Here is a 16,480-nt window from a genome sequence, read left to right as displayed (position 1 = left end):
GGGGCCGGCGAAACAGTGCGGCGGGCCTTGTGAACGGGCGGCATATAAGGAGCCGTTCCCGCCGCTGTCAAGCAAAGCTCGCAGCCCGCAGCGGTTTTCCCGCCGCGCGAATTCCATTCGACTCGTCAAGGCCTTGAGGCAAGCTCATGGGCCGGCGCTGCAGCGTCGTCCATCGCGAGGCCGCCCACGGCGAATCATGCAACGAAGCGGCTCACTTCGGCTGCAGGTTCGGATTGCCGCCGGGAGTCCCGGGCGGCGGGATCACCGGCGTGGTGCCGCCTTCCGGGGTCGGCGCATGCATCTCCGGATCGACGCCGCTCGGCGGACACAGCACGCCATTGGTCTTGGCGAGCTTCTCGCCCAACGGCTCACCGGCGCGGCCGGTGGTGATGCCGTCCGGCGTCGCCGTCGCCCGCGCGTTCGGGGCACAGGCGGCATTCGCGTTGGGAGCCGGCGCCGTCGCCTGCGGCGGCGTGGCCGGTGTCGGGGGTGCCTGGGCGTGAGCCGCAGTGGCGGCCGAGGCCAGCACGAAGGAGAGGAACAATGACTGCCTGATGCTCATGACAGAGCAACGCCAACCCGGCGTTCGCGTTCCCTGGGCCAAGACTTCAGTGGCCGGAAGCGATCAGCCCTTGCGGTAGCGGATCAGCGAGAAGTGCCCGAGCGGCGGCATCGGCCGGCGCTCGGCGAGCGTCACCCCGCCATGCTTTGCCGCCCAGTTCACCAGCCGCGCCCACGGGAATTCCGGCCGCCAGCCGAGCCGGCGCGCGATCGGCGCGAAGGCCAGCTCGAAAACGCGGCGCGGGCCGCTCTCCGCACCGATGTGATTGACGAGGATCAGTTCGCCGCCCGGCTTCAGCACGCGGACGAAATCATCCAGCGTCGCCTCGGGATCCGGCACCGCCGTGATCACATATTGCGCCACGACGGCGTCGAAGAAATCATTCGGAAAGGCGAGATGCTTCGCATCCATCACCGCGAGCGTCTCGACATTGAAGAGCTTCAGCTCGCGCACGCGCGCCTGCGCCCGCCGCAGCATCGGCTCGGAGATGTCGACGCCGCAGATCTTCGTCGTGCGGGCATAGTCCGACAGCGACAGCCCGGTGCCGACGCCGACGTCGAGAATGCGGCCGCCGATGCGATCGGCTTCCGCGATGGTCGATTGGCGCCCCTGATCGAAGACCTTGCCGAACACCAGATCATAGATCGGCGCCCAGCGCTCGTAGGCCTTTTCGACCCCTGCGCGGTCGATGTCCCCCATGCCCCTGCCCTGAATGATGAAAGCTGATCAGCCGCGGACCGGCTCGGCCACGCGCTGCGGCCTGACGGCGCCGCGCGCGCTGCTGCTCTCGGCAACAGCGCTCTGGATGAAGCCGCCACCGAGCACGCGGGCGCGGCCGGAGGCAGCATCGTAGAACACGCAGGCCTGACCGGGCGAGACGCCCTCCTCGCCGCCGACCAGTTCGACCTCATAGTGACCGTTGGCGCCACGCAGCCAGGCCGGCTGCGGCGGACGCGTCGAGCGCACCCGCACGAAGAGTTCGAGGCCATCGCGCACCGCCGCATCGAGCGCGCCGTCGCCGATCCAGTTGACCTCGCGCAAGGTGATGCGGTGCGTGCGCAGCGCCTCGCGCGGGCCGACCACGACGCGTCGGGTCGCGACGTCCAGCTTCACGACATAGAGCGGCGCGCCGGCCGCAATGCCGAGTCCCTTGCGCTGGCCGATCGTGTAGTTGGCGATGCCCTGATGCGCGCCGAGCACGCGGCCGTCGAGATCGACGATCTCGCCGGGCTCCATCGCGTTGGGCCGCAGCTTGCCGATGATGTCGGTATAGCGGCCGGTCGGCACGAAGCAGATGTCCTGGCTGTCATGCTTGTCGGCGACCTCGAGGCCGAAGCGCCGCGCCAATTCGCGCACCTCCGGCTTGGTCATGTCGCCGAGCGGAAAGCGCAGATAGTCGAGCTGCTCGCGCGTGGTCGCGAACAGGAAATAGCTCTGATCGCGATCGGCATCGGCGGCGCAAGTGAGCGCGCGCGATCCGTCGGCCAGACGCCGCGAGGCGACGTAATGGCCGGTGGCGAGCACGGACGCGCCGAGCTCGCGCGCGGTCTTCAGCAGATCGCCGAACTTGATGGCGCGGTTGCACTCGATGCACGGCACCGGCGTCTCGCCCGACGCATAGCTGGCGGCGAAATTGTCGATCACCGACTCGCGGAAACGGTCCTCATAGTCCAGCACGTAATGCGGGATGCCGAGCCGCTCGGCGACGTTGCGGGCGTCGTGAATGTCCTGGCCGGCGCAGCAGGCGCCCTTGCGATGGGTCGCGGCGCCATGATCATAGAGCTGCAGGGTGATGCCGACGACGTCGTACCCTTCCGACTTCAACAGCGCAGCCGTAACCGACGAGTCCACGCCGCCGGACATGGCGACGACGACCCTGGTGTCCTCGGGACGGCCTTCGAGATCGAGACTGTTGAGCATGGTCAGGTCACTGCGATCGCAGCGTCAGACGAGTCGTCCCCGGCGGGAACGCCTCGCATGCGCCGTCTTTGCGGATGGCTTGCTCCCGGCGATCTCCGGACCCGGTCTCCCGGTCGGAAACAACACGAGAAGCATCGGTCTTTAATATAGGCGCACTTCCTGCGAAGCAATCGCGCTGACCCTCGAGAGCCGCGGCAAATCTTGCCGGCCGGGCAGAAATGACGGCCCGCCGGCGGCGGCCGGCCATTCCCATCCCAGATCTAAGATCCTGATCTATATGTATTTTTATGGAGACGCCGCTTTGGCCCGCTCCTTGCTGAACTGGCTCGACGAGTTTCATCGCGAGAGGTTCCAAGGTGTTCAGCGTCACGTCAGACATCCAGGCCGGTCAGGTTCTCAAGAGCGCAGCGCCGAAACCGTCCCGTCAGGACGCCGCGCAGCCGTCCGACAGCTTCTCGGCGCTGGTCGATGCCGCAACGCCGCCGGATCCGTCGACATCGTCGCTGCCCCCCACGGCGTCGACGCCTCGCGCCAGCAACGCCGCGAGCCCCAGCCGCGAGACCACGCGCACCAGTGATACGGACCGCACCAGCCAGACGAGATCGGCAGACAAGGCGCAAGACAACACCGACGACGGCACGTCTCGCACCGAGAGGACCGGCTCGGATGCGCCCTCCGACACGACCACCGACACATCAGCCAAGAGCACGACCGACACGGCCGACGCCTCCGACGGGAAGAGCTCCGACAAGAAGGACGGCGACCAGGCCGGCACAGACGCGACGACCGCGGCGGCTGCCGCCGGTCAAGCACCCGTTCCGACGCCGGCTGCCGTCGCGATTCCGTCCGAGATCACGCTCGCCGATGCCGCAACCGCCGCGCCTGCTTCGGACGGTGAAGGCGCCTCCACGGCACCCGTACCGACCGCGCCGGTCGGAACCACCGGCTCCGGCCCGAAGAGCACCATCGATGCCAGTGCCGGCCTGATGGCCGCAGCGGCCAAGGCTGCCGGTGCCGCGAAGACCACCGAGGACGCCGCCTCAACATCGGCCCCCGAGACGGCGACGGCGTCCGGCGACGCGGCAGCGTCGACGGATCAGACCTTCACCGCGGCTCTGGATGCGACGGTCCCCGGCGGCCCCAAGGCGACGGGCAAGCCGGGAGCGCAGGTCAAGACGGGTCTTGCGCCCGGTGAGATCGGCAAGACCTCCGAGCAGAGCGCCCCTGCGACACAGGGCACCCAGCCGCAAGCTCAGGGCACCGACCCCGGCCAGCAGCCTACCGTTGCGGCGAAGCCGGATGGCGGCGAGGTCGAGCCGCTCGCCAAGGGCGGCAATGGCCCGGCACAAGCGGCGCATGAGCGCGGCGCGGCGCACGCCAGCGGTCAGGGCAACGTTCCAGTCGCCGATCCGACGGCGCCGGCCACTGCGGCCCTGCAGCCGCAGCTCTCGACGCCCACCGCCTCGACCAGCCCAATCACATCGGCCAATCTGACGGCCACGGCTGCCACCAGCGCCCCCGTGCCGCTGCACGGCCTTGCCGTCGAGATCGCGGCGTCTGCGCTCAATGGCAAGAGCCGCTTCGAGATCAGGCTCGATCCGGCCGAGCTCGGCCGCATCGACGTCCGCATCGACGTCGACCGCAACGGCCAGGTGACCTCGCATCTGAGGGTCGAGAAGCCGGAGACGCTGGCGATGCTGCAGCAGACCGCGCCGCAGCTGCAGCAGGCGCTGCAGGACGCCGGTCTCAAGAGCAACAACAGCGGGCTGCAATTTTCTCTCCGCGACCAGAACTCGTCCGGCCAGAACGGCGGCGATTATCAACAGAACGGCAATTCACAACGCCTGATCGTGACCGAGGACGAAAACGTCCCGGTCCAGCTCGCCGGACGGTCCTATGGACGGATGTTCGGCGCGCAGGGCGGGGTCGATATCAGGGTTTAACAGGAGGCTTCCATGGCCATCGGCGACGCAATCACGGCAAGCCCGCCCGTCTCGGGCACGACTTCGACCTCGTCCTCCAGCAACGGCAGCAGCCTGGGCTCGACGGCGAGTTCGACCATCGCAGGCAACTTCCAGACCTTCCTGACCCTGCTGACGACGCAGTTGCAGAACCAGAACCCGCTCGATCCGCTGGACACCAACCAGTTCACTCAGCAGCTCGTGCAGTTCGCCGGCGTCGAGCAGCAGCTCAAGACCAACGACCAGCTGGCCTCGCTGATCTCGATGCAGCAGACGACGCAGGCCACCCAGGCGCTGGCCTTCGTCGGCAAGACCGCCGTGGTGAATGGCTCGACGACGACCATGACCGGCGGCAAGGCGAGCTGGGATCTCAGCATCCCGAAGGACAGCAACCTGACGGTGAGCATCACCAACAGCGTCGGGCAGACCGTGTTCAGCGGCAAGTATTCGGCGAGCGCCGGCGACAACCAGACCTACAATTGGAACGGCCAGGGCAATGACGGCGTCCAATGGCCGGACGGGCAATACAAGATCTCCGTGGTCGGCACCGACGCGACCAACGGCACGCCGGTGGCCATCTCGACCCAGGTCAAGGGCACGGTCTCCTCGGTGGACCTGACCCAGCAGCCCCCGCTGCTGTCGATCGGCGGCCAGACCTACACCGTGAATCAGATCCAGCGGATCGTTAGCTAGCCCTTGAAGCGGGGTCGCGCGGTTAACACTCTGGATACGGTTGCAGCTGATCTTGAACCTCAAGCTCAGCCCGGGCTCCGACATGCCGGCGTAACCGCCGGAAATTCTTAACCAATCATTTACCACGATCTCGCTCCCGGAGCCTCTGGCGGCCGGGAGCGGCGGCGTTCGCGCGGAGCGCCGGATTCACGCCCTTTGCTTAGGCAAATTTTAAGCGAGGCGGCGTAGGGTCTTACCGTGAGTTCAGTGGTTAAGAGTTTGTGAGTACGCCATGACAGAACCCCATCGCCCGAGGGTGAAATACGTCATCGGGCCTGACGGCAGCCCGCTCACCATCGCGGATTTGCCTGCGCCAGGCACCAAGAGGTGGGTCATACGCCGCAAGGCCGAAGTCGTCGCTGCGGTTCGCGGCGGATTGTTGTCCCTCGAAGAGGCGTGCAGCCGATATACCCTGACCGTCGACGAATTCCTGTCGTGGCAGTTCTCGATCGACCAGCATGGTCTCGCCGGGCTGCGCACCACCCGAATTCAGCAATATCGTCAATAAAGCGTTAACGACGCGGCGGGATGTCTTCGAAAATCGGCTTGGCTCCGCCAAGCCGATTTTTTGCATGTCGATAGTTTGTTAGGACCTCTTAACCGACGTTAACCATATCGAAACCTTCCCATAGGCAATAATTGCCCAGTGGTTCGATTCAACCTCTGCGACTGCCTCGCGACTGCGGGAGAAGAGGGCAACATCGGATCACCACCTGGAATGCGGGTGGCGGTGAAGGGTTTAACGATTGAATTTCGCGATCTCCACAACCGGCCGTAAAGGCCCGCGAAGCTCAAATGACCTTCCAGCAGCCACCCGTCGAATGCCGAACTATGGGGCAGTTGCTTGCAAGGTCTCTTGGACTTCCTGAAGGGTTTGGGCGCCGCGCGGCTGACCGCCATGATCGCGGTCACCGCCGCGTTGATCGGCTTCTTCGGCTTCGTCATCATGCGCGTGACGGCGCCGCAGCTGACGACCCTGTTCACCGATCTGACGATGGACGACTCCTCCAGCATCATCAAGGATCTGGAGCGGCAGGGCATTCCGTTCGAGATCCGCAATGAAGGCAGCGTCATCCTGGTCCCGAAGGACAAGGTCACCCGTCTCCGCATGAAGCTCGCCGAAGGCGGCCTCCCCAAGGGCGGCGGCGTCGGCTACGAGATCTTCGACAAGTCGGACGCGCTGGGCACCACGAGCTTCGTTCAGAACATCAACCATCTCCGCGCGCTGGAGGGCGAGCTCGCCCGCACCATCCGCGCCATCGACCGCGTCCAGGCGGCGCGCGTCCACCTCGTGCTGCCGGAGCGGCCGCTGTTCTCGCGCGAGACCCCGGAGCCGTCGGCTTCGATCGTCGTGCGCGTGCGCGGTGCGCTCGAGGCGAACCAGATCCGGGCCATCCGCCACCTGGTCGCCTCAGCCGTCAACGGTCTGAAGCCGCAGCGGGTGTCGATCGTCGACGAGGCCGGTCAATTGCTGGCCGACGGCACCCAGACCGACATCGACCAGCAGGTTGGCGACGAGCGGCGCAACAGCTTCGAGAAGCGGATGCGCAAGCAGGTCGAGGACATCGTGTCCTCGGTGGTCGGTGCCGGCCGCGCCCGGGTCCAGCTCTCGGCCGATTTCGACTTCAACCGCATCACCCAGACCTCCGACCGCTACGATCCGGAAGGACGCGTGCTGAGGTCGAGCCAGACCCGCGAAGAGCAGTCGGCCACCAACGAAAACAACGGGCAGGTCACGGTCAACAACGAGCTGCCGGGCAATCAGCAGAACCAGCCGCCGCAGCAGCCGCGTGACCAGAGCAAGAAGACCGAAGAGACCAACAATTACGAGATCTCCCGAACGACGAAGACCGAAGTCACCGAGGCCGGGCGGGTCAACCGCATCTCCGTTGCCGTGCTGGTCGACGGTGCCTACTCCAAGAACGAGAAGGGCGAGTTGGTCTACAAGGAGCGCAGCAAGGACGAGCTCGATCGCATCGCAGCCCTCGTCCGCTCCGCCATCGGCTTCGACCAGAAGCGCGGCGACCAGGTCGAGGTGGTCAACCTGAAATTCGCAGACGCCCCGGCCGTGCCGCAGATCAACGAGCCGACCGGCTTCCTCGGCATGATCCACTTCACCAAGGATGACGTGATGTACGTCATCGAGCTCGCGGTGATGATGCTGCTCGGAATCGTGGTCGTGTTCATGGTGGTGCGTCCGTTGGTGAAGAAGATCATCTCCACCGAAGAGGTCGCCGCGGCGCTCAGCGGCGGGGTCCCTGCCCTCACCGACGAGACCGTCCAGGCGGCCGCCCACGCCCAGCAGACCGCCAACATGATCGACGTCGCCCAGGTCCAGGGCCAGGTCCACGCCCAGTCCGTGCACCGGGTGGGCGAGCTGGCCGATCGCAACCCCGGCGAAGCCGCCGCCATCATCCGCCAGTGGCTCGCCGAGCCGCAGCAGAACTGAACCAACCGACGCGAACCGCCTGAACTGAGAAGAACGTAGCCGCCATGTCGCTCCCGCAGACACAGACCAACGCCAACGCCAACGACATCTCCACCGTCATCGCGACGCTGGCGAGCCGGCAGGCGCAGCGCGAGAAGACCGAGCCGTTGAGCGGCCCCCGGCGCGCGGCCGTGATGATGCTTGCGCTCGGCGAGCAATATGGCGGCAAGATCTGGCAGCAGCTCGACGACGACGAGGTGCGCGAATTGTCACTGGCGATGTCGACGCTGGGAACGATCGAAGCCGACGTCGTCGAGGATCTCATGCTCGAATTCGTCTCGCGCATGTCGGCCTCGGGCGCGCTGATGGGCAATTTCGACGCCACCGAGCGGCTGCTGCAGCAATACCTGCCGGCCGAGCGCGTCACCGGCATCATGGACGAGATCCGCGGCCCCGCCGGCCGCAACATGTGGGAGAAGCTCTCTAACGTCCAGGAAGAGGTGCTCGCCAACTACCTCAAGAACGAATATCCGCAGACCATCGCCGTCGTGCTGTCCAAGCTGAAGCCGGAGCACGCCGCCCGCGTGCTCGCGATCCTGCCCGAGGACATGGCGCTCGACGTCATCGGTCGCATGCTGCGCATGGAGGCCGTGCAGAAGGAGGTCATCGAGCGGGTCGAACAGACCTTGCGGGTCGAGTTCATGTCGAACCTGTCGCAGACCCGCCGCCGCGACGCTCACGAGGTGATGGCCGAGATCTTCAACAATTTCGACCGCCAGACCGAGACCCGCTTCATCACCTCGCTCGAAGAAGAGAACCGCGAATCCGCCGAGCGCATCAAGGCGCTGATGTTCACCTTCGACGACCTGATCAAGCTCGACTCCGCCTCGGCGCAGACGCTGCTTCGCAATGTCGACAAGGACAAGCTCGGCATCGCGCTCAAGAGCGCCAACGAGGAGGTCCGCAACTTCTTCTTCGGCAACATGTCGTCGCGCGCCGCCAAGATGCTGCAGGACGACATGGCCGCGATGGGGCCGGTGCGTTTGCGCGACGTCGACGAGGCGCAGGCCCTGCTCGTCAATCTCGCCAAGGACCTCGCCGCCAAGGGCGAGATCATGCTCAGCAAGAACCGCGCCGACGACGAGCTGGTGTATTGATGGCTCAGCCCGCGAAATTCCTGTTCGATACCGACTTTGCCGCGCCGGAGAAGACGACGCGGGAGCGTGCGGCGACGTCCGCCGAGATCGCACAGAAGGTCGCGGCCGCCGAAGCCGCCGCCTACCGCAACGGCTACGAGGCGGCGCAGCGCGAAGCCAAGGTCGAGGCCGACCGCCGCGTCGCGGCGGCGCTGGAGCAGATCAACATCCAATTGCAGGGCATCTCCGCCCGCTTCGAAGGTATCGAGCAGCGGATGGAAACCGAGGCGGTGGATGTCGCGGTCGCCGTCGCCCGCAAGCTGTGCACTGCGCTGATCGATGCGGAGCCGCTCGGCGAGATCACCGGCCTCGTGCACGACTGCTTCGCCCATCTGGTCGCCACGCCGCACCTCGTGCTGCGCATCAACGACGCGCTGTACGAGCTCGCCCGCGAGAAGATCGACAAACTCGCCAAGCAGAGCGGCTTCGAAGGACGCCTCGTGATCCTGGCCGAGCCGGAGATCGCGACCGGCGACTGCCGCATCGAATGGGCTGACGGCGGCGTCGTGCTGGAGCGCGCCGCGATCGATGCCAAGATCAACGAGCTTGTCGGACGCTACATGGCGTCCAAGAAGAACTAGGCCGCTGTGGTGGCCAAGGGAGTTTAAGTCATGAGCGACAACGAGATCCCCCTTCCCGACCTCAATGCGGCAGACGCGCCGCCGCTGGGCGGTGACGTCGGCTACAACGAAGAAGAGCATGCCGCGCGCATCGCCGCCGACCTCGAGGCCGTGTTCGACGTGCCGGTCCAAGTCTCGGCCGTGCTCGGCCGCTCGAAGATGGATGTCGGCGAGCTCCTGAAGCTCGGGCCCGGCACCGTGCTCGAGCTCGACCGCAAGGTCGGCGAGGCCATCGACATCTACGTCAACAACCGCCTGGTCGCCCGTGGCGAGGTGGTGCTGGTCGAGGACAAGCTCGGCGTGACGATGACGGAAATCATCAAGTCCGACCGCAACTGACAGACATGATCCGCGCGCTGATCGAGAGCGGCGCGACCGAATAGGAGACCAACATGCGGCTTCTCATCGTCGGAACGCTGAAGGGCCAGCTCACCGCGGCCACCAAGATCGCCATGGAGAACGGCGCCACCGTCACCCATGCCGAGGACAACGAGCAGGCCATGCGGGTGCTGCGCGGCGGCAAGGGCGCCGACCTGCTGCTGGTCGACGTCGCGCTCGACATCCGCGACCTGGTGATGCGGCTCGACGCCGAGCACATCCACGTGCCGATCGTCGCCTGCGGCATCACCAGCGACGCCCGCGCCGCGGTCGCCGCCATCCACGCCGGCGCCAAGGAATACATTCCGCTGCCGCCCGATCCGGAGCTGATCGCGGCCGTGCTCGCCGCCGTCGCCAACGACAGCCGCGACCTCGTCTATCGCGACGACGCGATGGCTCGGGTGATCAAGCTTGCCCAGCAGATCGCGGGCTCCGACGCCTCGGTGATGATCACCGGCGAATCCGGCACCGGCAAGGAGGTGCTGGCGCGCTACGTCCACACCCGCTCGGCCCGCGCCAAGCGTCCCTTCATCTCGATCAACTGCGCCGCGATCCCCGAGCATCTCCTGGAATCCGAGCTGTTCGGCCACGAGAAGGGCGCGTTCACCGGCGCGGTGGCGCGCCGCATCGGCAAGTTCGAGGAGGCCAATGGCGGCACGCTCCTGCTCGACGAAATCTCCGAGATGGACGTGCGGCTGCAGTCGAAGCTGTTGCGCGCGATCCAGGAGCGCGTGATCGACCGGGTCGGCGGCACCCGCCCTGTTCCGGTCGATATCCGGATCATCGCGACCTCGAACCGCAACCTCGCCGATGCCGTGCGCGAGGGCACGTTCCGCGAGGACCTGCTGTTCCGGCTCAACGTCGTGAACCTGAAAATTCCTCCGCTGCGAGAGCGCCCCGCCGACATCCTCGAGCTCGCGCAGCACTTCGCGCGCAAATATTCCGAGGCCAACGCGGTGCCGCTGCGGCCGATCTCTGCGGAAGCCAAGCGCATCCTCACCACCAACCGCTGGCCGGGCAACGTGCGCGAGCTGGAGAATACGATGCATCGCGCCGTGCTGATGGCTCAGGGCGACGAGATCGGTCCGGACGCAATCCTGACCCCCGACGGCGCCCGGCTCGACATCGGCAAGACGCAACCCGCCGTCGCCCATGCTACGATGGCCGCGGAGCAGGTCACGCGTGCGCTGGTCGGCCGCACCGTCGCCGACGTCGAGCGCGATCTGATCCTCGAAACCCTGAAGCACTGCCTGGGCAACCGGACACATGCGGCCAACATTCTGGGCATCTCGATCCGCACGTTGCGCAACAAGCTCAACGAATATGCCGACGGCGGCGTGCCGATCCCGCCTCCCGGCACCGGCGACACGCCGCGCATGCCGAGCCCCGTGTAGCCTCGCCGTCTTCCATTATCTCGCCCTCGGCGGCGCGCTCCTTCTGGGCGCGCCGCTTTCCGTTTCTGCGGCCGTCGCCGCGACACGCGGCGTGCTGGCCGGCTGCTGGGAGCAGACCTCGCACCCGCCGTTGGTGAAGCCGTCGTCCGGTGAGGAATGGGGCTCGCGCAGCTGGTGCTTCGCACGCAACGGCAAGCTGATCTCACGCACCTTCGCATGTGGCACGAGCGGCTGCGACGGTTGGGACACCGAACGGCGCTATCGCTGGCGGCCGCCTTATCTCTCGCTCTCCGACATCGAGACCTCGCCGGACGGCACCGGACAAACGCGCGTCTGGCGCCGCTGCCGGGTCCAGTTTTTCACCGCCGACTGGATGCAGTTGCGGGATTGCGAGCAGTCGAAGGACCCGTGGCTGCGCGAGCCGCCGCCACGACGGGGCCGCGCAGCGGCAGCTCACGAATAGCTCGGCGCCTCGGGGTTGCGGAAGATGTGGATGGGATCGCCCGGCTTGAACTCGCGCTGCGTCAACATGGCGTAGGCATAGAGCGCCAGATACAGGATCGCGGCCGTGCCGATCACGTAGAGAGCCCAGGTTCCGATCCGCTTCATGATAGTCCGCTGCCGACATCGACAGTGGCTTTTACGGCCTCCTCCGCCTCGACGCCAGCGCGTCCCGTCCGCCGGTCCGCCGCTACGGCGTCAGCCCCGGATCAGGCACGCTCAGGGCGGCCAGCTGGCCGAGATCGTCGTCGCTATCAACCGCGACATAGCTGCCATGCCAATACGCCAGAGCCGCCGATTGCGGCGCGACCTCGATATGCACCACCTTGCCGATGACGATGGCGTGGGAATGCCGTTCGATCATCTCCTCGACCTCGCAATCCAGCGTCGCGAGTGCTCCCACCAGCAGCGGCACGCCGGTGACGTGCTTGCGCCACTCGGCGCCGGCGAAACGCTCGGCGCCGCGCAGGCCTCCCTTACCCGCGAACCGTTCGGCGACGTCGATCTGATCCGCCGCCAGCAGATTGGCCCCAAAAACGCGCTCCCGCTGCAGAATTGGCCAGGATGAGGCGCTGCGGTTGAGGCTGACGATGATGGAAGGAGGCTCCACCGCAAGCGACGACAGCGAGCTGACGGTCATGCCGGTGACCTCGTCGCCCCGGCCGACGGTGATGACACTGACGCCGCCGACCAGTTGGCGCATCGCAGAGCGGAAATCCGGCTGGAGCGCCGTAGCATCGGGCATGTGACGGACGATGGAGTTCATTGCGTTGATCTTTCCTACCCTGCCGTGCCCGGTCCAAGCAACTGGCCCAGGATCGAGCCCTCCAGCGTCGCGAGCTCGGCAGACCCGCGTCGGCGCGGGCGCGGCAGATCGACGCTGATGTCCTCGGCGACCCGGCCGTCCTCGATGACCAGGACGCGATCGGCCAGGGCCACGGCCTCCGCGACGTCATGGGTGACCAGGATTGCGGTGAAGGTTTGATCGATCCAGACCCGTTCCAGCAGCCGTTGCATCGCAATCCGGGTCAGCGCATCGAGCGCGCCGAGCGGCTCGTCGAAGGCGAGCAGGCGCGGCCCGCTGACCAGCGCGCGCGCCAGCGCCACGCGCTGCTTCTGGCCGCCCGACAGCACGGAAGGCCACTGATCGCGCTTCTCGGCGAGACCGACCTCCTCCAACGCCTGCTTGGCGCGGTCATGCGCGCCGGCGGCCTTGCGATCGCGCCCAAGCCCGACCTCAGCATTGGCCAGCACACGCGCCCAGGGCAACAGCCGCGGTTCCTGGAACATGACGCGGATGTCCTCGGACCGCGCGGCCGTGTCGCCGAAACTGATCGTGCCGGACGTCGGCTTGTCCAGACCTGCGATCAGGCGCAGCAGCGTGCTCTTGCCGCAGCCGCTCTGGCCGACGATGGCGACGAACTGACCGGCCGGAATCTCCAGCTCGATGCCGCGCAGCACCTGGTTGTCGCCGAAGGACTTGCGCAAGTCGCGGATCACCAGCGGCAGGCCGCGCGTCTCGGGTTTGGCCGGGCTCACGCTGGGCTTCCTCACAGGGCGGAAAGCCTCAGCAGGGCCGATCGCATCCTTGCCGTCGGTCTCCTCGACGCTGGACACGGGAATTCGAAGCGCTTGCTGCATTTGCAGATCTCAATGCTTGCTGAACGCCGGATGCCAGGACAGCGTCAGCCGCTCCAGCAACCGCGAGGCGCTGTCGGCGAGCTTGCCCAGCAGGGCGTAGATCAGGATAGAGAGGACGACGACGTCGATCTGCATGAACTCGCGCGCCTGCATCGCCATGTAGCCGAGGCCCGACGAGGCGGCGATCGTCTCGGCGACAATCAAGGTGAGCCACATGATGCCGAGCGCGAAGCGCAGGCCGACGAAGATCGACGGCAGCGCGCCGGGGAAGATCACGCGGCGAAACAGCTCGCCGTCCGTCATGCCGTAGACGCGGCCCATTTCAATGAGTTGCGGGTCGACGGTGCGAATCCCGTGCAGCGTGTTGAGATAGACCGGGAAGAACACGCCGAGCGCGACGAGAAACAGCTTTGCGCTCTCGTCGATGCCGAACCACAGGATCACCAGCGGGATCAGCGCCAGATGAGGCACATTGCGCACCATCTGCAATGTCGTGTCGGTGAGCTTCGAGGACAGCTGTGACAGGCCGTTGGCGAGGCCGAAGGCGAAACCGATGCTGCCGCCGATCAGGAAGCCGATCGAGGCGCGCCAGAAGCTGACCCAGATGTTGCGGCCGAGCTCGCCCGACCACAACAGCTTCCAGCCGGCGCGCGCGACGTCGCTCGGCGCCGGCAGCACGCGGGGGGAGACGAAGCCGGCAACCGAGGCCGCCTGCCAGACAAGGAGGATCGCGAGCGGGACGAGCCAAGGCAGCAATCCATCTGCCTTGGGGACGGTGAGCTTGCGGACTTTGGGAAGGCTTTCGATCAGACTCATGACTGCGACGCCCGCTGCAGGGGACGATGCTCATTGGCGATGGTCTCGCCGAACGGACCCGTATTCGCGCGGAGCTTCGTCACGTTGCCGCCCTGCTCCACCGTGTTCAGGCCGAGCTTCGGGAAGACCAGTTCGGCGAAGCGATAGGCCTCCTCGAGATGCGGATAGCCGGACAGGATGAACGTATCGATGCCGAGATCCTGATACTCGCGGATACGCGCCGCCACCGTGTCGGGATCGCCGACCAGCGCGGTGCCCGCGCCACCGCGCACCAGGCCGACGCCGGCCCACAGATTCGGGCTGATCTCGAGCTTGTCGCGGCGGCCGCCATGCAGCTGCGACATCCGCTGCTGACCGACCGAATCCATCCGCGCGAAGATCTTCTGCGCCGAGGCAATCGTGTCGTCGGTGACGTGCTTGATGAGATCGTCGGCCGCGGCCCACGCCTCCTCATTGGTCTCGCGTACGATCACATGGAGGCGGATGCCGAACGACAGCTTCCGGCCGCGCGTGTCGGCGACGGCCTTGACCTTGGCGACCTTGGCCGCGACGTCGGCCGGCGGCTCGCCCCAGGTCAGATACTTCTCGACGGTATCGACGGCGACGTCGATGCCGGCATCCGACGAGCCGCCGAAGAACAGCGGCGGGCGCGGCGACTGCACCGGCGGGAACAGCAGGCGGCCGTCCTCGACCTTGATGTGCTTGCCGGAGAAGTTGACGGCCTCGCCTTCGAGCAGCGCGTTGTAGACGGTGAGGAACTCGCGGGTGACCTCGTAGCGCTCCTCATGCGACAGGAAGATGCCGTCGCCCTTGTTCTCGATCGGATCGCCGCCGGTGACGACGTTGACGAGCAGCCGCCCATTGCTGACGCGGTCGAGCGTCGCCGTCATCCGCGCGGCCACCGCCGGCGATTGCAGGCCGGGACGCACCGCGACGAGGTAGCGCAGCTTCTCGGTGAACGGCGCCACGGCTGAGGCGACGATCCATGAATCCTCGCAGCTGCGTCCGGTGGGGATCAGCACGCCGAAATAGCCGAGCTGGTCGGCGGCCTGCGCCACCTGGCGCAGATAGTTGAAGTTGACCTCGCGGCCGCCTTGCGACGTGCCGAGATGGCGGCCGTCGCCATGGGTCGGCAGGAACCACAGAACGTCGGGCTTCGGAGCGTTGCTCATGTCATTCTCTTTCCGATGGGGATGGCGATCACGCGTCAGGTGGACGGCGTCCACTTCCAGACGATGTCGGCGACGTTGACCTGTCTCGGAATGAGCCCGACCCGAGCGAAGCGATCGGCCACCGCCTGCTGGCTCTTGATGATGTCGGCATCGATCGGGACGACGCTGTAGACCGAGCGGTCGACGAAGCGGCGGACCGCTTCGAGATCGACGCCGGTGGCTTCGGCCTGTGCCTTCGCGACCTCCTCGTGATGGCTGTTGGCCCACACCCCCTCGGCGGCGAAGGCACCGTTCAGCTTGGCGACGACGGCCGGATACTTCTCAACGAAGTCGCTGCCGACGATGTAGAACGAGTTCGGCTTGTGCACGTCCTTGTCCCACACGATGACGCGCGCATTCTCCTTGAGCTCGGCCAGCGCGAGATACGGATCCCAGATCGACCAGGCATCGACCGAGCCCTTGACGAAGGCGGCGGTCGCATCGGCCGGCGCAAGCGGCGCCGGCGTGATGTCGCTCCAGGCGATGCCGGCCTTCTCGAGCGCCGCGACCAGCAGATTGTGCGCGCTCGAACCCTTGCCGAAGGCGACGCGCTTGCCCTTCAGATCAGCCAGCGTCTTGATCGGGGAGTCCTTGGGCACGATGATCGCCTGCGTGCTGCCGTTCTGCTTGACGGCCGCGGCGTAGCGGATCTTGGCGCTTGCGACCTGCGCGAAGATCGGCGGCGCATCGCCGACATAGCCGAAATCGACACTGCCCACATTGATCGCCTCCAGCAGCGGCGGGCCGAACTGGAAGTCGATCCAGACGATCTCGATGCCGAGAGGCTTGAATGCGGTCTCGATGGTGCGACGCGCCTTCACGGCAGGAAAGAAGCCGCCCTTTTGGGTGCCGATGCGGATCTCCTTCGGCCTGTCCTCGGCGCGCAGCGGCGCCGCGCAGCTCATCACCGCAGCCGATGCCAATGACAGTTTCAGAAAATCGCGACGCTTCATTGCCCTCTCCAATCACCCTTGCGCATCCACGCTGATGCGATGCGATGGATGATGGTGGCGGACGAAACGCGTGTCGAGCACCTCTGAAAAATAGCAATGCCGGTCCTCTCGGCTGACGACCAGAGGGGATGATCGTATCGAGGCCCCCACGCAAAGCAGCGAGAGTT

The 16,480-nt window shown here is 66.4% G+C and carries 18 protein-coding genes; 9 read left to right on the top strand and 9 right to left on the bottom strand.

What is annotated here, in order from left to right:
• Positions 1 to 211: 211 nt before the first annotated feature.
• From HL666_RS11240 to mnmA, 3 genes are all read right to left on the bottom strand, one after another.
• A complete protein-coding gene (locus HL666_RS11240; protein WP_172132364.1) occupies positions 212 to 562 on the bottom strand; it encodes a hypothetical protein in 351 nt (116 codons plus the stop codon).
• 63 nt (positions 563 to 625) lie between these two features.
• Positions 626 to 1,261, bottom strand: coding sequence for a class I SAM-dependent methyltransferase (locus HL666_RS11235; protein ID WP_172132363.1), 636 nt, complete (start codon positions 1,259 to 1,261; stop codon positions 626 to 628).
• A 27-nt stretch (positions 1,262 to 1,288) separates the two neighbouring features.
• Complete coding sequence (gene mnmA, locus HL666_RS11230; RefSeq protein WP_172132362.1) at positions 1,289 to 2,482, bottom strand: tRNA 2-thiouridine(34) synthase MnmA; 1,194 nt, start codon at positions 2,480 to 2,482, stop codon at positions 1,289 to 1,291.
• 356 nt (positions 2,483 to 2,838) lie between these two features.
• Here mnmA and HL666_RS11225 point away from each other — a divergent pair, with 356 nt between their 5' ends.
• From HL666_RS11225 to HL666_RS11185, 9 genes are all read left to right on the top strand, one after another.
• Positions 2,839 to 4,425 (top strand): flagellar hook-length control protein FliK, encoded by a 1,587-nt coding sequence (locus HL666_RS11225; protein WP_172181401.1) that lies wholly within the window; start codon positions 2,839 to 2,841, stop codon positions 4,423 to 4,425.
• 12 nt (positions 4,426 to 4,437) lie between these two features.
• Complete coding sequence (locus tag HL666_RS11220; RefSeq protein ID WP_172112320.1) at positions 4,438 to 5,136, top strand: flagellar hook assembly protein FlgD; 699 nt, start codon at positions 4,438 to 4,440, stop codon at positions 5,134 to 5,136.
• 271 nt (positions 5,137 to 5,407) lie between these two features.
• Positions 5,408 to 5,683: a CtrA inhibitor SciP gene (gene sciP / locus HL666_RS11215; protein ID WP_002714638.1), complete on the top strand. Its 276-nt coding sequence runs from the start codon at positions 5,408 to 5,410 to the stop codon at positions 5,681 to 5,683.
• Between the two features lie 336 nt (positions 5,684 to 6,019).
• A complete protein-coding gene (fliF, locus tag HL666_RS11210) occupies positions 6,020 to 7,624 on the top strand; it encodes a flagellar basal-body MS-ring/collar protein FliF (protein WP_172112321.1) in 1,605 nt (534 codons plus the stop codon).
• 44 nt (positions 7,625 to 7,668) lie between these two features.
• Entirely contained in the window at positions 7,669 to 8,760 is a 1,092-nt protein-coding gene (gene fliG / locus HL666_RS11205) for a flagellar motor switch protein FliG (protein ID WP_172112322.1), read from the top strand.
• Positions 8,760 to 9,380, top strand: coding sequence for a FliH/SctL family protein (locus HL666_RS11200; RefSeq protein WP_172181399.1), 621 nt, complete (start codon positions 8,760 to 8,762; stop codon positions 9,378 to 9,380). Before fliG ends, HL666_RS11200 begins: the two co-directional genes overlap by 1 nt.
• A 30-nt stretch (positions 9,381 to 9,410) precedes the next feature.
• Entirely contained in the window at positions 9,411 to 9,758 is a 348-nt protein-coding gene (fliN, locus tag HL666_RS11195; protein WP_015669138.1) for a flagellar motor switch protein FliN, read from the top strand.
• Positions 9,759 to 9,811: 53 nt separating this feature from the next.
• Positions 9,812 to 11,191, top strand: coding sequence for a sigma-54-dependent transcriptional regulator FlbD (flbD, locus tag HL666_RS11190; protein WP_172112324.1), 1,380 nt, complete (start codon positions 9,812 to 9,814; stop codon positions 11,189 to 11,191).
• A gap of 91 nt (positions 11,192 to 11,282) precedes the next feature.
• A complete protein-coding gene (locus HL666_RS11185; protein ID WP_172132358.1) occupies positions 11,283 to 11,654 on the top strand; it encodes a hypothetical protein in 372 nt (123 codons plus the stop codon).
• On the opposite strand, the gene HL666_RS11180 is transcribed toward HL666_RS11185, so the two are convergent.
• The 6 genes from HL666_RS11180 to HL666_RS11155 all read right to left on the bottom strand — a co-directional run bounded on the left by HL666_RS11180 (position 11,645) and on the right by HL666_RS11155 (position 16,313).
• Entirely contained in the window at positions 11,645 to 11,800 is a 156-nt protein-coding gene (locus HL666_RS11180) for a hypothetical protein (protein ID WP_172112326.1), read from the bottom strand. The two genes, HL666_RS11185 and HL666_RS11180, sit on opposite strands and share 10 nt — an antisense overlap.
• A gap of 82 nt (positions 11,801 to 11,882) precedes the next feature.
• Entirely contained in the window at positions 11,883 to 12,458 is a 576-nt protein-coding gene (locus HL666_RS11175; protein WP_172181397.1) for a flavin reductase family protein, read from the bottom strand.
• A gap of 14 nt (positions 12,459 to 12,472) precedes the next feature.
• Positions 12,473 to 13,333, bottom strand: coding sequence for an ATP-binding cassette domain-containing protein (locus tag HL666_RS11170; protein ID WP_172181395.1), 861 nt, complete (start codon positions 13,331 to 13,333; stop codon positions 12,473 to 12,475).
• 9 nt (positions 13,334 to 13,342) lie between these two features.
• Positions 13,343 to 14,149 (bottom strand): aliphatic sulfonate ABC transporter permease SsuC, encoded by an 807-nt coding sequence (ssuC, locus tag HL666_RS11165; protein WP_172181393.1) that lies wholly within the window; start codon positions 14,147 to 14,149, stop codon positions 13,343 to 13,345.
• Positions 14,146 to 15,321 (bottom strand): FMNH2-dependent alkanesulfonate monooxygenase, encoded by a 1,176-nt coding sequence (gene ssuD, locus HL666_RS11160; protein WP_172181391.1) that lies wholly within the window; start codon positions 15,319 to 15,321, stop codon positions 14,146 to 14,148. Before ssuD ends, ssuC begins: the two co-directional genes overlap by 4 nt.
• 35 nt (positions 15,322 to 15,356) lie before the next feature.
• The gene (locus HL666_RS11155; protein ID WP_172112331.1) at positions 15,357 to 16,313 is read right to left on the bottom strand and encodes an aliphatic sulfonate ABC transporter substrate-binding protein; all 957 of its coding nucleotides are present in this window, start codon (positions 16,311 to 16,313) and stop codon (positions 15,357 to 15,359) included.
• Positions 16,314 to 16,480: the final 167 nt, after the last annotated feature.

The organism is Bradyrhizobium aeschynomenes, from assembly GCF_013178945.1.
GTDB classification, from domain to species: domain Bacteria; phylum Pseudomonadota; class Alphaproteobacteria; order Rhizobiales; family Xanthobacteraceae; genus Bradyrhizobium; species Bradyrhizobium aeschynomenes.
This window is presented reverse-complemented; position numbering and strand designations above follow the sequence as displayed.

What these genes read in the sequence shown, in the direction of transcription:
- HL666_RS11170 (WP_172181395.1), bottom strand. Translation starts at nt 13,333, where the DNA reads ATGCAGCAAGCGCTTCGAATTCCCGTGTCCAGCGTCGAGGAGACCGAC.
- ssuC (WP_172181393.1), bottom strand. Translation starts at nt 14,149, where the DNA reads ATGAGTCTGATCGAAAGCCTTCCCAAAGTCCGCAAGCTCACCGTCCCC.
- ssuD (WP_172181391.1), bottom strand. Translation starts at nt 15,321, where the DNA reads ATGAGCAACGCTCCGAAGCCCGACGTTCTGTGGTTCCTGCCGACCCAT.
- HL666_RS11200 (WP_172181399.1), top strand. Translation starts at nt 8,760, where the DNA reads ATGGCTCAGCCCGCGAAATTCCTGTTCGATACCGACTTTGCCGCGCCG.
- flbD (WP_172112324.1), top strand. Translation starts at nt 9,812, where the DNA reads ATGCGGCTTCTCATCGTCGGAACGCTGAAGGGCCAGCTCACCGCGGCC.
- HL666_RS11240 (WP_172132364.1), bottom strand. Translation starts at nt 562, where the DNA reads ATGAGCATCAGGCAGTCATTGTTCCTCTCCTTCGTGCTGGCCTCGGCC.
- HL666_RS11180 (WP_172112326.1), bottom strand. Translation starts at nt 11,800, where the DNA reads ATGAAGCGGATCGGAACCTGGGCTCTCTACGTGATCGGCACGGCCGCG.
- fliG (WP_172112322.1), top strand. Translation starts at nt 7,669, where the DNA reads ATGTCGCTCCCGCAGACACAGACCAACGCCAACGCCAACGACATCTCC.
- sciP (WP_002714638.1), top strand. Translation starts at nt 5,408, where the DNA reads ATGACAGAACCCCATCGCCCGAGGGTGAAATACGTCATCGGGCCTGAC.
- mnmA (WP_172132362.1), bottom strand. Translation starts at nt 2,482, where the DNA reads ATGCTCAACAGTCTCGATCTCGAAGGCCGTCCCGAGGACACCAGGGTC.
- HL666_RS11155 (WP_172112331.1), bottom strand. Translation starts at nt 16,313, where the DNA reads ATGAAGCGTCGCGATTTTCTGAAACTGTCATTGGCATCGGCTGCGGTG.
- HL666_RS11175 (WP_172181397.1), bottom strand. Translation starts at nt 12,458, where the DNA reads ATGAACTCCATCGTCCGTCACATGCCCGATGCTACGGCGCTCCAGCCG.
- fliN (WP_015669138.1), top strand. Translation starts at nt 9,411, where the DNA reads ATGAGCGACAACGAGATCCCCCTTCCCGACCTCAATGCGGCAGACGCG.
- HL666_RS11235 (WP_172132363.1), bottom strand. Translation starts at nt 1,261, where the DNA reads ATGGGGGACATCGACCGCGCAGGGGTCGAAAAGGCCTACGAGCGCTGG.
- HL666_RS11220 (WP_172112320.1), top strand. Translation starts at nt 4,438, where the DNA reads ATGGCCATCGGCGACGCAATCACGGCAAGCCCGCCCGTCTCGGGCACG.